Origin of the sequence: Tenacibaculum gallaicum, from assembly GCF_003387615.1 — a bacterium.
GTDB lineage: Bacteria > Bacteroidota > Bacteroidia > Flavobacteriales > Flavobacteriaceae > Polaribacter > Polaribacter gallaicus.
In genome coordinates this window covers 187,371-202,738 of the sequence record NZ_QUNS01000001.1, presented here as the reverse complement: position 1 = coordinate 202,738, position 15,368 = coordinate 187,371, and the positions used below count along the sequence as shown (strand labels likewise).

Annotated in this window: 16 protein-coding genes and 2 tRNA genes; 9 read left to right on the top strand and 9 right to left on the bottom strand. The window is 30.6% G+C overall.

All coding sequences use genetic code 11. The features are described from left to right. Nucleotides 1-92 precede the first annotated feature (92 nt). The 3 genes from C7448_RS01000 (at nt 93) to C7448_RS00990 (ending at nt 895) form a co-directional block, all read left to right on the top strand. Nucleotides 93-163, top strand: a tRNA-Gln gene (locus tag C7448_RS01000). A 95-nt stretch (nt 164-258) separates the two neighbouring features. Continuing rightward, nucleotides 259-329 (top strand) — tRNA-Gln (locus tag C7448_RS00995). 83 nt (nt 330-412) lie between these two features. Beyond that, nucleotides 413-895: a DUF4252 domain-containing protein gene (locus C7448_RS00990; protein WP_115899502.1), complete on the top strand. Its 483-nt coding sequence runs from the start codon at nt 413-415 to the stop codon at nt 893-895. 90 nt (nt 896-985) lie between these two features. Here C7448_RS00990 and C7448_RS00985 read toward each other — a convergent pair whose 3' ends face one another. Continuing rightward, entirely contained in the window at nt 986-1,333 is a 348-nt protein-coding gene (locus C7448_RS00985; RefSeq protein ID WP_115899501.1) for an arsenate reductase family protein, read from the bottom strand. A 137-nt stretch (nt 1,334-1,470) separates the two neighbouring features. Between C7448_RS00985 and C7448_RS00980 the strand changes: the two genes are divergently transcribed. Continuing rightward, nucleotides 1,471-1,926, top strand: a complete 456-nt coding sequence (locus C7448_RS00980; RefSeq protein WP_115899500.1) for a DinB family protein — start codon at nt 1,471-1,473, stop codon at nt 1,924-1,926. Nucleotides 1,927-1,976: 50 nt separating this feature from the next. Then, nucleotides 1,977-3,125, top strand: a complete 1,149-nt coding sequence (locus C7448_RS00975; RefSeq protein WP_115899499.1) for a cystathionine gamma-synthase — start codon at nt 1,977-1,979, stop codon at nt 3,123-3,125. Nucleotides 3,126-3,303: 178 nt separating this feature from the next. Here the strand turns inward: C7448_RS00975 and C7448_RS00970 are convergent, their stop codons facing one another. The 6 genes from C7448_RS00970 to C7448_RS00945 form a co-directional block, all read right to left on the bottom strand. Continuing rightward, nucleotides 3,304-4,062 (bottom strand): hypothetical protein, encoded by a 759-nt coding sequence (locus C7448_RS00970; protein WP_115899498.1) that lies wholly within the window; start codon nt 4,060-4,062, stop codon nt 3,304-3,306. Next, a complete protein-coding gene (locus C7448_RS00965) occupies nt 4,059-4,442 on the bottom strand; it encodes a DMP19 family protein (protein WP_170136981.1) in 384 nt (127 codons plus the stop codon). The genes C7448_RS00970 and C7448_RS00965 overlap by 4 nt, the downstream gene beginning before the upstream one ends. Before the next feature lie 110 nt (nt 4,443-4,552). Continuing rightward, nucleotides 4,553-5,257, bottom strand: coding sequence for a hypothetical protein (locus C7448_RS00960; RefSeq protein WP_147300484.1), 705 nt, complete (start codon nt 5,255-5,257; stop codon nt 4,553-4,555). Nucleotides 5,258-5,435: 178 nt separating this feature from the next. Beyond that, nucleotides 5,436-6,098, bottom strand: coding sequence for a hypothetical protein (locus C7448_RS00955; RefSeq protein WP_115899495.1), 663 nt, complete (start codon nt 6,096-6,098; stop codon nt 5,436-5,438). Between the two features lie 2 nt (nt 6,099-6,100). Beyond that, the gene (locus C7448_RS00950; RefSeq protein WP_115899494.1) at nt 6,101-8,530 is read right to left on the bottom strand and encodes an AHH domain-containing protein; all 2,430 of its coding nucleotides are present in this window, start codon (nt 8,528-8,530) and stop codon (nt 6,101-6,103) included. Nucleotides 8,531-8,549: 19 nt separating this feature from the next. Continuing rightward, nucleotides 8,550-9,977, bottom strand: a complete 1,428-nt coding sequence (locus C7448_RS00945) for a T9SS type A sorting domain-containing protein (protein ID WP_115899493.1) — start codon at nt 9,975-9,977, stop codon at nt 8,550-8,552. 570 nt (nt 9,978-10,547) lie between these two features. Between C7448_RS00945 and C7448_RS00940 the strand changes: the two genes are divergently transcribed. Together C7448_RS00940 and C7448_RS00935 are read left to right on the top strand one after the other, a co-directional pair. Continuing rightward, nucleotides 10,548-11,141 carry a TetR/AcrR family transcriptional regulator gene (locus C7448_RS00940; RefSeq protein ID WP_115899492.1) on the top strand — a complete coding sequence of 198 codons (594 nt, stop codon included), beginning with the start codon at nt 10,548-10,550 and terminating at the stop codon, nt 11,139-11,141. Between the two features lie 51 nt (nt 11,142-11,192). Continuing rightward, nucleotides 11,193-11,678: an acyl-CoA thioesterase gene (locus C7448_RS00935; protein ID WP_115899491.1), complete on the top strand. Its 486-nt coding sequence runs from the start codon at nt 11,193-11,195 to the stop codon at nt 11,676-11,678. Nucleotides 11,679-11,731: 53 nt separating this feature from the next. Here the strand turns inward: C7448_RS00935 and C7448_RS00930 are convergent, their stop codons facing one another. Together C7448_RS00930 and fbp are read right to left on the bottom strand one after the other, a co-directional pair. Next, nucleotides 11,732-12,340, bottom strand: a complete 609-nt coding sequence (locus C7448_RS00930; RefSeq protein WP_115899490.1) for a superoxide dismutase — start codon at nt 12,338-12,340, stop codon at nt 11,732-11,734. A 124-nt stretch (nt 12,341-12,464) separates the two neighbouring features. Then, nucleotides 12,465-13,499, bottom strand: a complete 1,035-nt coding sequence (fbp, locus tag C7448_RS00925; RefSeq protein ID WP_115899489.1) for a class 1 fructose-bisphosphatase — start codon at nt 13,497-13,499, stop codon at nt 12,465-12,467. 145 nt (nt 13,500-13,644) lie between these two features. Here fbp and C7448_RS00920 point away from each other — a divergent pair, with 145 nt between their 5' ends. Both C7448_RS00920 and C7448_RS00915 read left to right on the top strand, forming a co-directional pair. Next, a complete protein-coding gene (locus tag C7448_RS00920) occupies nt 13,645-14,127 on the top strand; it encodes a GNAT family N-acetyltransferase (RefSeq protein WP_115899488.1) in 483 nt (160 codons plus the stop codon). Further along, nucleotides 14,114-15,367 carry an aspartate kinase gene (locus tag C7448_RS00915; protein ID WP_115900104.1) on the top strand — a complete coding sequence of 418 codons (1,254 nt, stop codon included), beginning with the start codon at nt 14,114-14,116 and terminating at the stop codon, nt 15,365-15,367. The genes C7448_RS00920 and C7448_RS00915 overlap by 14 nt, the downstream gene beginning before the upstream one ends. Nucleotide 15,368 lies beyond the last annotated feature (1 nt).

The window sequence follows — 15,368 nt, the reverse complement described above, 5'->3', positions numbered from 1 at the left end:
TTTTGAAGGTTAAAAAAGGAGTAAATGAAAAAAAGTGTAAAAAATTTGCAAATATAAAACTTTGTTTTATATTTGCACCCGCAATAAGCAATTGGCCTATGGTGTAATGGTAACACACCGGTTTTTGGTACCGATATTCAAGGTTCGAGTCCTTGTAGGCCAACAAAATCCTTACGAACTTCGTAAGGATTTTTTTATAAAAGTTGTTTAATGATTTCTAAATATAAAACTTTGTTTTTATATTTGCATTGTAAACACTGGCCCATGGTGTAATGGTAACACACTGGTTTTTGGTACCAATATTCAAGGTTCGAGTCCTTGTGGGCCAACAAAAAAGTCTTAACTGAATAAGTTAAGGCTTTTTTGTTTGTAACAAATTCTTATTAGCGTCGTCTTCATTTAAAACACTATTATGAAACGAATTGCAACTATCTTTTTCTGTCTTTTTGTGCTAAGTTCTTTTGCGCAAAAACAAAACTTTAAAACGTTTTATCAATCTAATAAAGACAAGGCTGAGGTGTCTTTAAACATACCAAGTTTTTTTGCTAATATGTTTATCTCTGATGAAGATACTGATGAGTTTGGGGTTTTCTTAAAGAAATCTAAAAACTATAAAATTATGGTATTCAATAATAATATGGCTTCAGTACAACAAGATTTTAAAAAGTTTGTTAGAAGAAATAACTTGAAAACTTTAGTAAAAGTAAAAGATGGTAAGGAAAAAGTTACGGTTTATTTTAGAGAGACAAAAGACCGTATCAAAGAAATTATTGTAAACGTTCATGATAAAAGTGATGAAATGGTATTACTAGGAATTAAAACCAATCTTACCATGGATGAATTATCCGCTATGGTAGAAGCCTCTACAAACAACAAAAGCATAGCTTCAAATTAAAAGACTTCTATATTCCTTGAGCGTAGTCGAAGGGAAGTATATAAATTAGCATTATAGAAAACTCCGACTTTAAAAGTCGGAGTTTTTCAATTAATTTAGTGATGTTTTTAAACTTTCCACCACTTTTTTACTGTTTCCAATAAAAATTTGGTTGTCAACAATAAAAACAGGACGTTTTAAAAACGTGTATTCATCTAAAATATATTGTTTGTAATCAGCTTCCGTTAAATGCTGATTTTTTAAATCCATTTCTCTGTATAGTTTTGCGCGTTTGTTAAATAAGCTTTCGTAGCTATCTGTCAACTCACGAATTGCCTCTAATTGAGCAACGGTAATCGGGTTGGATTTTATTTCTTGTTTTTCAAATCCGTCAAGATTCACTTCTTTTAAAATTCTTCGGCAAGTATCACAAGTTTGTAAAAAATAAACCTTTTTCATCTATGTAACGTTTTATAATGTTTGTTATTCAATACCTTAATTTTATATGTTCGTATTAACCACATAAATATAATATACCATTAATATATTTTCATGGCTAAATAGGTATCTTTGATGTAGCTAAAATAAGTAGAAAAATGAACAAACAGTTTGAAGTTTTAAAAAGATCAAGAGACTTAGTTTTAAAAAGAATAGAAGGCTTATCACACGAACAGTTACATATAATTCCAGAAGGGTTTAACAATAATATCGCGTGGAATGTAGCCCATTTAGTAGTTACACAACAATTATTACATTATAAATTATCAGGATTAAACTGTTTAGCTCCTGATGAATTAATTGAAGGGTATAAAAAAGGAACTATTCCAACGAAAGGTTTTACTGAAGAAGAGTTTGAAGAGGTAAAAGAACTATTAATTGGTTTACCTGAAACCTTAGAAGAAGATTTTGAAGCAGGGATTTTTACAAAACATCAAGAATACGAAACCAGTACAGGTTTTGTGATAGATTCTTTTGAAAGTGCTGTAGCTTTTAATAATCTACATGAAGGAATGCACTTAGGAATTATCATGAACTTGAGTAAATTGGTTTAAATCTCTAAAAACTTGATGTTTATTCTGAAAAAGACAATAAATGTTAACAGATGAAATTTAATACAAAAACAATTCACGGAGGTCAACAACCTGAAGAAGCTACAGGAGCAGTAATGCCTCCGATTTTTCAAACGTCAACCTATGCACAGTCAAGTCCGGGAGTGAATAAAGGCTATGCGTATTCACGTTCCGCAAACCCCACACGTACTGCTTTAGAAAATGCATTTGCAGCTCTTGAAAATGGAACACACGGATTTGCTTTTTCTTCTGGTTTATCGGCTATTGATTGTGTGTTACGTACATTAAATCCGGGTGATGAGGTAATTGCAGGAGATGATATTTATGGTGGAACCTACAGAATGTTTACCAACATGTTTGAAAAATATGGATTGAAATTTCGATATGTTGATATGAATGAAGTAGCGAATGTAGCCAATGCAATTTCAGAAAAAACAAAATTAATTTGGATTGAAACACCTACCAATCCATTAATGAAGATTGCGGATATTGAGAAAATAACAAAAGCAGTTAAAACGAAAAACGCAGCTATTGTTATAGCGGTAGATAATACTTTTGCAACACCGTATTTACAACGCCCGTTAGATTTGGGTGTAGATATCGTAATGCATTCAGCAACCAAGTATTTAGGAGGGCATTCCGATTTGGTCATGGGAGCTTTAATGACTAAAAATGCTGAGTTAGCAGAACAACTGCACTTTATTCAGTTTGCTGCGGGGGCTATCGCAGGACCTATGGATTCGTTTTTAGCACTTCGTGGAGTAAAAACCTTGCATTTACGTATGCAACGTCATTGTGAAAATGGAAAAGCAGTAGCTAAATATTTATCAGCACATCCAAAAGTAAGCGAAGTATTGTATCCAGGTTTAAAAAACCATCCAAATCACGAAATCGCCAAAAAGCAGATGGGTGCTTTTGGAGGCATGGTTTCTTTTCGATTGAAAGATGAAAGTAAACAAGCTGCTTTAACTTTTTTAGAAAATACTCAACTATTTACGTTAGCAGAATCGCTAGGAGGAGTAGAAAGCTTGGTAAGTCATCCAGTAACCATGACACATGCATCTATTCCGGAAACTGAACGTATGAAAATAGGAATTACCGATTCTTTAATTCGTTTGAGTGTTGGGGTAGAAGATGTTGAGGATTTATTAGCGGATTTAGAGCAAGCACTTTCTAAATAGCTAATAAAGAACAACAACTATAAACCTATTTATAAGTTAAAAACACAAATAATTAAGTGGATTAGAAAACTATTTAAGAGATATTGGAGCCTCTTTACCTGATGATTATACAGAAAATTATACTATTATGTTTTAAAAGTAAGTTAATATTACATTGGAGAATGTCTCCCTTTTATTTTTAATTGGTTTGAACTAATCTTATAGTTTCTACAACCCCACTAAGTTTATTTTCAAATATTTTTACTTCTACAGGAAAAGTATTCTCCATATACTTATTAATATTTAAAACTGAGTGTAAAGGTAGTTTTATTTCATTTGTAACATACATTTCATAAATCGTATTACCTAAATTACCTTCTGGATCTTTCCTTATAAGTTTTATAAAAAAACAATCTAATCCATGTATTCTTCTTCTATTTTTTAAATCTCTGATTACTTCATACTCATATTTTTTATTGAAAAGATTGTATTTATTATATAAATGTTGTTTTGTCTTGTCATAGTAATGCAAAATTCCTTTTTCTTTTAATATCATAAAATAACCTCCTATCATTTCGTTCTTTTGCTTCTTAAATCGCCAAATAGAGTCATTCCTATATTCTACATGAATTTCTACATCACCAGTTTTTTCAAAAATTTTGGTAAGATTTAACGATTTCAGTTTTTTGTTCATAAGCGAATCTTTCTCTTCTAGCTGGTATTCACTATCAATTAGAGAATCCTGTTTTTGTTTAAAATTAGATAAGCCTTCCTGAGAAATCTCTATTGATTTTTTGAAAACAAAATACCTATTACTTTCTGGTAGCTGACTACTTTTTTTCTGCGCTTGTACCAAACTAACTACAAACAATATTAAAACCAATAACTTACTTCTCATTTCCTTTTTTAAATTAATAGAACCTGCTTTTACACAGGTTTTATAGTTTTTAGATTTCAATTTTTTTTTAAATTTTCATTTACATATTTATATAAAACTATTTCCGTTTCTTGAGAATTTTCCCAAAAATTTTTCTCGCTTCTCTCAAGTATATCTATTTTTTTTGTGTCCCATTCACTAATCTCATTATTTCTTTCGTCAATATCTTTCGGAGGTTTACCTTTCATAAATAAGGTATTAACTTCGTTAAAAACACTAATCACAGTATTTAAATTTATTTTTTTTAAATCCTCTAATAAGTCAGAATTATTTTCAGCTCCATGATTTGTGTAATATTCAATTATACCTCCGTTAACTAAAGGCTCAATGTTAAACCAAATTCTTTGATGACTGTTTAGTGAATCGTAATCTGTTACACCTATATCTACTATTTTTCCCATAGTTCTTGAAGTTCTTCTCTTTTTCTCATTTTTATAAAACTTAGCGTTTGAAAATACAAGTATCATGTAAATGACGCAAAATAATGTTAATTAAACTTAATCATATGTACTTAGTAATTATCTCTTACAAAGTTGTATTCAGAAAAAATGTATTGAGGTAGTTTCTTACTCATTACCTTAATGTATAATGGGTAGTATAGTTTTAAAATTTTCAAATCATTTATTATAGGGTGATAGTTCAAGTCTATTTGCTCAGATACATACATTTCTAAAATTTTTAAATCACTTTCCATTATTACTTTATAACAATCAAACTCTGCTATTACTTTCCTATCATTCAAATCCTTTTTTGTTAATTTAAAATTACTAAAGTCATTATATCCTTTTTCAACAGTAAAGTCATAAACCTTAAAATTATCTATTGAAAAAAAACTCATTATTAAACTATCTCTAGTTATTTTTACAATGTTTGTAAAGTTATTTTTATGTAAAATAGGAGCATTTTTATCTCTGATTTCAAATTCTATATATTCTTTTGGGTTTATTCTAAAGTATTTAACACTTCTAACATCAAAGGAGGCATAGGAAGGAATTGTTTCTGTATTAACATTTATTGTATCCCCAGTTTTCTCTAAGTTTTTTTTAAACTTATTAAAAGACTCTTTTTCTTTTTGCCTTATGCTGTCTGCTATTTCTTTACTTTGAACTCTTCTGGAATGTATTAAAAAAGAAATACTTTTGTCTGAAAAATTTTCTTTTTGAGCTTGCACTAAACTAACTATGAATAGTGCAAAGATTACTAATTTATGTCTCATGCTTTAATATTCTAATTAAACAGCCTGCTTTTGTACAGGCTGTTTATTTCTTCTATTTATACAGTTTTATAAATTCTTTAAAGTCTTCATAAATGAAAATATTTATTTTAAAATACCTTCTAATTCCTCTAAAGAGGCATAATCTAAAATATCATACCTTTCCCTGTCAAAATTGACATCAATTTAATTCGATGAATTCCAGTCCAGTTAAATTTCTTTTAGTTATTTCTTCTTTTATGTTTTCAGACACATAATAACCTATACCTGCTTTAACATTATCTACTATTATAAAATCTCTTTTAGACTTTGGTTCTATAAGTAACTTTTCAATATGAAATTGGTACAAAAACCCTAAATTTTCAATTCTATTTTTTTCAGCCAAAAAATCCTCTAATGAATTAACATTTAGTTTTTCTTCTTTTATGAATAAGTCTCTTATAAGAAAAAATTCAGAATTTTTAAAATCTATATCATTATAATTAAAATTTGTTGGGTTTAATATCCAATAATATGCTTTTTTATTTTTTGTTATTTCTATTTCAGATTTAAAAAATTGAAAATTTTCATCTCCAAATTGACATAAAACATTTTTAAACTCATCACTTGCTATTATTTTTTTTGTATACCCTATTGAAGGTGATGTTAAAACGTCTGTTAATTTAGCTCCTTTATTTAAAATACCTATAGGTGTTTTAGGAGTAAAGTTTATTTTTTTATATCCTATATTATCAATAAATAAGGGATCTTCTATAGGGTCGCAATCACATTTTACATCTTCTATTTGAGGATACTTTCCTATAACGTTCAAATCTACAGTGTCAGATATTCTATAATATTTCATTTTTAAAAAATTAAATCATTTAAATGAGTATTAGGATTGTTTTTAATTACTTCTTTTACGTTTTTAATAATTAATTCTAATCTACTAAATGTATCTTCAGGGCTTAACCCACTAGGTATTGCATCCAATAACTCTCTTATTCTTCTATCATATAGATGATGATTTGGTTGATTTCTCCATTTATCAACTGGTATGCCATTTAAAAACTCATCAATATGAAACGGATTTGTTTTACTTTTAGCCGCTTTTTGTATTGCTCTATGTGTTCTTAAATTTCTTGAAAGAACATGGTGAGCTTGTTTAGTAAGATCATCAGCAATACCTAAAACTTTTCTAAACTTTTTACTTTGATATGTTCCAAAATCAACAATACCATTTACTAATTTATGAGAATATTTTATTCTTTTACCATTAACTACTATAATTTTACCCCACCTTGCAGCATTTACAGCTATTCTTCCTGCAATTTTTAGACCTTTACTACCAGGTACTACTGTTAATAACAAAAAGGTTGCTCCTTTCCAACGAGCTACTTGTTGTCCATCAAAATCTTTACCATCAATAAGGATTTTAATGTCCTCAACAGGTAATACATAACGCCCTAAGTTTTTACCTATTTCTTTTCCTGCAAGAGCAAATAAAGTTTTAAGTTCATCTGCTAAATTATTAGGGTTAAAAAGCATCTCTGCCCATGCATCATTTTCTGAAAGTTTTATGTAATAAAATCTACAATTTTGACATCCACCTATGTTGCTTCTGTCTTTATCTATTAAGTCACCTGCACTGGTTAATACTTTTTCATAACTAGAGGAAGCTATTACAGAACCATCCGTTAATTTATAGAAAGATATACTTTTACCAAAGTCATGATATACATGTGTAAATTTTAAATTAGGGTTGTTTTCAAGTATTCCTGTACTAGATTTCCAAGGTATTTTTTGAGTTGCTGCCTCTAATTCTACTTGTCCATTGATATAAGCTTTGGCTTTGTCTGTTATTTTATCATTTATTCTATGCTTATTAGCAAACCCAATAAAATTATTAGCTTCTGTTTTGTGTTCATATAACCATTTTTTTTGGTTTGCGTCAGTAAGTTTAAGCTCTCTCACTAATCCTCCAATAATAGCACCGTTTTTTAACTCAGTTCTAATATCCCATTGGGCTAGTTGTTGGTGATGGTCTGGTGGAAAGCTTAACTCTCCGGGTATCGGAGGAGGCATGTCAGCATCCTTTTGTTTAGCTTCACTTATCTCTTTTACAAATTCATCCCCTTTACTTGGATGGTCGTTTAACCATTGTAATTGGTCTTTATCTGTTATTTTGAGTAATGACACTAAGTAATCTATTGTAAATGTAGCATTCATAGTAGTGCTACTAATAAGCCTGCTAAGTTCTTTCCTTTTTAACTGTTGATGTTTATTTTTTGCTGCTTTAGTAGAAAAAGGATTACCCTTATAATCCCTTTTCCATATTATTTTCCAATAATTAGGGTGGAACAATGACATTTCACTCTCTTTATTCGCATTAATATAGTTTTCCACATAGGTAGCAGTAACAGTATTGGCTTTATCCAAATACTTATTAAAAAGTTTAATTTCTCTTTCACTCCAAGGAATTGGCGCAGGTCTGTTGATAATCGACTCATAATGAATTGTAAACTGCATAAAGTCTAACTTATCCCAAGTACCTAAACTTCCATAGTAGTTATTCTTTGTTTTTAAAACCTTATTGTTAAAAGGAAGCCCTAGTATTTTCATGATATGACGACCTTCAAACTCTTTCCATGTATTGTCTACAAATTGATTTAAGAGATTATTATATGCTGTTGTTACAGCGGCAGTGCTTTTTAAATTTTTTAAAGGAGTACCGTTTACTTCAAAATCAGGATATAGTGGTTTGTTGGTGTTACCTGCCTTAATTTCTGCTTCTCTTATTTTTAACGCTTTTAAGCCTTTAATATGTACCTTTTTTTTAAGGGCTCTTCTAATTCGGTCTGAGTTTTTAGTACTTACAATTGGGTCAACATTAATCGTCTTGTTTTTCACTTCAAATTCTGAAAAAGCATAGTCTTTAGCCTCATTAAAAGATGAAAATTGTTTGTGATATTTGTTTTCTAAAAAATTTTCTATAACACCTTTTTGTCGCTCATACCATTCTCTTGCTTTTTTCTTTGCAGCACTTCTAATCAAGCTTTCATTAGCTACAGCAGCATCAAAAGAGCTACTCCAATTGGGTGAATTGTCTCTAATATCTAAATCAGGTAGTTCACAACCGCTACAGCTTCCTGCTAAAGCGGGTTGTAAATCGCTATAAGTTCCACCTGAGTTCATTAAAAACTCATCATTATTTACTGTTGGTAAAGTCTGTGCCTGTAAGCTAATACTAAATACTACAGTGAGTAGTAGTAAAAATTGTATATATATTCTTTTCATTTGTGTGTTTTTCTAGCAATTATTTTTTGATGATAATTCTTGTTTTTCTTTCTTTTCCAACTAGTATGGTTACTACATACATACCTTTAGGTAAATCCGTTCCCTCAACATAATATTGGTAGTTACCAGTTTCCTGACTAGTGAATGGTTTAATTACTTTTTCTCGTAATCCATTCATATTGGTGATGGTAACCTTTGTATTTGTTGGCTGTTCTAATGAATACGATACAATTACATCTTTTTCAAAAGGATTTGGATATAGCTTTATAAAACTATCTTCTTGCTTTGAAAGTGCTGCTAAAGCTTCTTCTGAAAGTTCTTCTTCTGAGTTTTCTAATTTCTTTTTCTTTTTTAAGACAAAACGAATAGGTACTCCCGACTCTTTCCATGCACTCACATAAGTCTCTAAGTTTCCTGTTAAGTAGATTTCTGAATTAAATTGTTTGATAGAAACATCAGAAGAAAGTAATTGATGTTCTAAAACAGCAGGAATGTTTTTACTAAATGAACTATGTGGTAACTCAATAGTAAAATCATTAAAGTAAAGACTGTTGTCTAGTTTAGTAAAGTCTACATTTTGTTTTTTATCAGCAATAGTAGTAGTGATGTGTAGTACATTACTTTCTGTGTCATACTTTGCTGTAATTTTAAAAGGGATTTTGTTTTCTATATGAGTTGCTGACCAATCAAAAAACAATAAATCGCCTTCCCACACACCATTAAGTTGCTGTTTGGTAACTTCTGCTGATGTAGCTGTCTCTTCTTTATTTATAACTTGCTTAATTTCCTCTACATTTATTACTTCTGAGTTTTTAGATGCTTCACTTATGTTAGTATCTTTTACTGTATCGAAGTTGGTTTTTAATAACTCATTTGCTTTTGCTACATTTTTATCTACGCCATAACCGTGATAGTAACAAACCCCTAACCAATACTTCGCCATTGGGTAATCGCTCTTTTCAAACCAACTAATCGCTTTGGTATAGTCTTGCTGTATGTTTCCAAAACCTTTTAAGTATAAATACCCTAACAAATAAGCAGCTTTAGTACTCCCTAACTCAAATCCTTTTTCAAACCATTTTCTAGCTTTGTTGTAGTTGAGTTTACACCCTCTACCATACTTATATAATATTCCTAAATCGGTAGCAGCAATAGCATTGTCTTGTTTTGCAGCTGCTTTAATTAGCTTAAAAGCTTTTGTGTAACTTTCTTCTGTGGCTTCCTCTAGTAAAACACGCCCCATCATTAGCTGTGCTACGGGATTTTCAGTTTCTACACAAGGAGTTAGATATTCAATAGCTTTTTGTTTGTCTTTTGTAAAGAGTTCTTTTCCTTCCAAATGGTAATAAGCTCTGTTAATGTTGAAATCGCAATCAATTTCTTTTTCTTGTGCATTGAGTGCCGATGTACATAAGGCAATCAATGCAATAATTTTAGTAATTTTCATTTTATGTATTAATAATTAAGTTAAAATTCTTAGCAATAATATTCCACCCATACCGAAAAGGTATCGTTAGGATTTCTTTGGGGAGTAGTATTTTAATTGTGAAGAATGGGGATATTAAACTTCATAGCTTTTTTATCTAATTCTTCTCTAATTTTCTGTCACCAAAAATAAATAAGATTCATTTTCTATAAAAATATTTTCACAGTTAATTTATTGTGTTTTTCCGCAATTTAAATTGTGGATTTATGCAATATTTGTACGGTTTTAGTACGAAATACTATAAAAAACAGGTGTTTTTGAGTGAAAAAGCTGTAAGATTAGATTATTATATAGGACGGTAAACTTGTAGATATTTTAAATGTTTTCTATCTAAATAAGCTTAATTATGGGCAATAAAGAAAAGAGTTTTTTACACTCTTTTTACTCGTAGTTTTTCCATTTTTTCAATAGTTAAACCAGGAGCAAAAACGATCGTTTCATTATTAGTATTTTTCCTTTTTATGCTACCAAACATAAAATATACCATTTGGTATATTTTTTATATATTTGTATCTCAAACTTGTTTGAAAAATGTCTAAATCAGAAAGAACCAAGGCTTTTATAATAGAAACAGTAGCTCCTATTTTTAATAAGAATGGGTATGCTGCCATGAGCTTATCTAAAATTACAGAAGCTACTGGTTTAACCAAAGGTGCTATTTATGGACATTTTGAAAACAAAGAAGAATTAGCTGTAGAATCGTTTAAGTTTTCAGTAAGAAAAGTGCTAAAAGACTTAAATAAAACGGTAAAAAAAGGTGAAACACCTTTAGCAATGTTGAAAAATATTGCTGTTTTTTATGAAGACTATTATGAGTATAATAAGCAATTTGGAGGATGCCCAATTTTAAATATTGGAGTAGACGCTAACAATCAAAATAAAGTAATAGCTCAATTAGTTCAATCGTATAATCATAGAATTTTAGAACGGTTTTCTCAGCTAATTGAAAAAGCAAAAGACACCAATGAAATAAAAAAATCAATAGATAGTATGTTGTATGCAAAGCGTTTTTTTTACATGATTGAAGGCGCTGTGTATATGACACATACTATGAGAGATGATAGCTACTTAAAAGATGTATCTACAGTATTACAACAAATTATAAAACAAGAATTACAGAAATAACTATTTTTTTAATCAAAAATATACCAAACGGTATATTTTAAATTTAATACCATGGAAATACCAAAAATTTTAGAGAGTAAAACAAAAATCAGATTTCAAGATTGCGACCCATTCAATCATTTAAATAATGCATCTTATTTTAATTATCTTATCAACGCTAGAGAAGACCAGTTGATTGCTAATTATAATTTAGACATTTACCAACATGGAAAAGAACGAGGAAAAAGTTGGGTGGTAGGTTCACATCAAATAGCCTATTTAAAGCCAGCAACCTTAATGGAAACTGTGACGATAGATTCTCAATTAATTAATTATGGTGATAGAAATTTGTTAGTTGAAATACGTATGTGGAATGAAGATAAAACAGCGTTAAAAGCGATACTTTGGAGTTCTTTCGTGTATTTTGATTTGATAAAATTATCATCAGCAAAACATTCAGAAGATCTATTGGAATTATTTAAAAACGCTGTTTTACCCATAGAACAAACAAGTTTTGAAGAAAGAGCACAAAGCTTCCGATTACAAAAAACGGTATAAAAAAAGACCTGCATTTTTGCAGGTCTTTTTTTATTTATTACAGAAGCTACTAATTATTTAGCTGCTGCATATCTTCTTTCTACTTCGTTCCAGTTGATTACTTTGAAGAAAGCTTCGATGTAATCAGGACGACGGTTTTGGTAGTTTAAGTAATAAGCGTGTTCCCAAACATCTAATCCTAAAATAGGAGTCCCGCCACAAGTAACACCTGGCATTAACGGGTTGTCTTGGTTAGGAGTAGAGCAAACTTCTACTTTACCTCCTTTGTGTACACATAACCAAGCCCATCCTGAACCAAATTGTGTTGCAGCTGCCTTAGAAAAAGCATCAATAAACGCTTCTTTTGAACCAAACTCAGCTTCAATAGCATCTTTTAATTCTCCAGATAAATAACCTCTATCTTCTGGGTTCATTACTGTCCAAAATAAAGAGTGGTTGTAAAAACCACCACCGTTATTACGAACACCAGCGTTGTTCATATCTAAATTCGTTAAAATGTCTTCGATAGATTTTCCTTCTAAATCAGTACCTTCAATTGCAGCATTTAATTTAGTAGTATATCCGTTGTGGTGCTTGCCATGGTGAATTTCCATAGTTCTAGCATCTATATTTGGTTCTAAAGCGTCGTAAGCGTATCCTAATTCTGGTAAGTTAAAAGCCATAATTATTTGTTTTTTAATAGATTAATTTTTTCGTTTTTCCGAATGTAAATTTAATTCAAAAAAATAAGGCAAACAACTGTTTGCCTTATGGATAATTTATTTGAGTATAAATAATAACTATTCTTTAATACGTTGGCTTTTCCTCAGTAGAAAATTCAGTCATAAACTCCTCGGCTTTTTCAACGAGTTGATTACTTCCACAGTAAAAAGGTACACGTTGGTGTAATTCTGTTGGTTTAATATCTAAAATACGAGTAAACCCATCAGAAGCTTTACCACCTGCTTGCTCACAAATAAACGCCATAGGGTTACATTCGTATAGCAAACGTAGTTTTCCTTTAGGAGTTATGGCAGTAGCAGGATAAATATAAACTCCACCCTTTATCATATTTCTATGGAAATCTGAAACTAACGATCCAATATAGCGCGCTGTATACGGACGATTGTCAGCTTCGTTTAATTCTTTACAGTGAATTAAGAAACGCTTCATTCCCTCTTGGAAATGCGTAAAATATCCTTCACTTACGGAATAAATTCTACCAATCTCAGGGTATTGCATGTTTGGATGCGATAAGTAAAAAGTACCAATAGCTGGATTTAACGTAAATCCATTAACACCATTTCCTGTAGTAAAAACTAACATGGTTGAGGTGCCGTAAGCAACATAACCCGCCGCTACTTGCTCGCTACCTTTTTGTAAGAAATCTTCTTTGGTAGCAGGAGTTCCAACAGGAGAAATTCTTCTGTAAATAGAAAAAATAGTTCCTACAGAAACGTTTACATCAATGTTAGACGATCCGTCTAAAGGATCCATCAACAACACATATTTGTTTTCGTTGGCTTTGTTTTGACCTTCAACAACTACAAAATCATCTTCTTCTTCACTAGCTATACCACAAACAATTTCACGATTAATTAATGTTTGTTTAAATAAATCGTTCGCTAAAACATCTAATTTTTGTTGTGCTTCACCTTGTACATTAATATCACCAGCAGCTCCAGTAATATCAACCAATCCAGCTTTTCTAATTTCGTGGTTTACTACTTTGGCAGCTAAACGAATAGAATTTATTAAACGAGATAATTCACCAGAAGAATATTTAAAGTCTTTTTGTTTGCTGATGATAAACTCACCCAGCGTCATATGCTTGTTACTCATGTCAAATTTTTGTGTTGTGCGTACAAAGATGCCAACTTTTATTTAGTATTTTAAATTTTCAACAAAAAAATATGATGTGTTTTAATTTTTTATTTGTTTTATCAGAAAGTTTTAAGAAAAGTATCTTTACCAAAAAAATGAAGAAATGAGTTTTATTATCAGACCAGGAGAGCAAGAAGATGCTCAAGCTATATTAGATTTAATCGTTGAATTGGCTGTTTTTGAAAAAGAACCCGATGCGGTTAAAATTACGGTTGAAGACATTGTTAAAGATGGTTTTTCTGAAAAGCCGAAATTTAAAACCTTTGTAGCTGAAGAAGATACTAAGATTATAGGAATGGCGTTGTTTTATGAACGTTACTCTACATGGAAAGGGAAAGCAATTCATTTAGAAGATTTAATGGTAACTCAATCTAAAAGAGGTATTGGTGCAGGAAAAGCTTTGTATAGTGCTGTTATGGACCACGCACATAAAAATAATTGTAAAAGAGTAGCTTGGGAAGTATTAGATTGGAATACAGGAGCTGTCGATTTTTACAAAAGTACTGGAGCCACTGTATACGATGAGTGGAGAGTTTGCCATATGAATGAACAAAGCTTACAACAATTTTGTAATGAGAATATTTAAGTTTGGAGGGGCATCGGTAAAAGATGCGAGTGGAGTAAAAAATGTTGCAAAAGTGTTGCAACATGAAGGTACAGAAAATACGCTAGTAGTAATTTCTGCCATGGGAAAAATGACCAATGCTTTTGAGCAAGTGGTAAACGATTATTTCTACAAAAAAGAAAACCTTAAAGATTCTTTGAAATTTGTAGAAGACTTTCATCAAAATATGTTGAATGATTTATTTAGCCCAAATCATAATATATATAATAAAGTAAATCATTTATTTGGTGAATTGAGCGGGTTTATGGCTCGAAATACTTCTAAAGATTATAACTATGTGTACGATCAAGTGGTTGGTTTTGGAGAATTACTTTCTACTACTATTGTAAGTGCTTATTTAATTGAAATAGAAGTAGCGAATCAATGGTTAGATGTAAGAGAATACATTAAAACCGATGGTGATTATCGTGATGCAAAAATTGATTGGGAGTTAACCCAACAGCAAATTCAAGAAAAAGTAGATGTATCTAAGCTAAATATTACGCAAGGTTTTTTAGGAGGGTTTGGAACAGAAACAACAACCTTAGGAAGAGAAGGTTCTGATTATACGGCAGGTATTTTTGCGTATTGTTTGGATGCCGATAGTGTTACTATTTGGAAAGATGTGCAAGGAGTATTAAACGCTGACCCTAGAGTATTTTCTGAAACAGCTTTGCTACAAGAGATTTCGTACACAGAGGCTATTGAGATGGCATTTTATGGAGCATCTGTAATTCACCCAAAAACAATTCAACCGTTAGAACAAAAAAATATTCCGTTGTATGTACGTTCGTTTGAAGATGTTACAAAATCTGGAACGTGTGTGGGTAGAGGAAAGAAAATAACGCCAGAAGTTCCATGCTTTATTGTAAAGAAAAATCAAATTTTAGTAGCGATTTCAGCAAAGGATTTTTCTTTTATGGTTGAAAATAACATTAGTGATGTTTTTAAGAAGTTACACGACTATAATTTAAAAGTAAACTTAATTCAGAATTCAGCGATTAGTTTTTCTGTTTGTATAGAAGATAAGTACCATAACTTTGAAGATTTTTATAACGATTTAAAAGGAGCGTATAAAATAAGAGCATACAAAGGAGCTACTTTGTATACAATTCGTCACTTTAATGATGAAGCAATAAAAACGATAAGAAAACGGGGAAAATCAATCATTCGTCAAATAAATACTGAAACTGCGCAGTTAGTGATTCAAGAAAACATGTAAA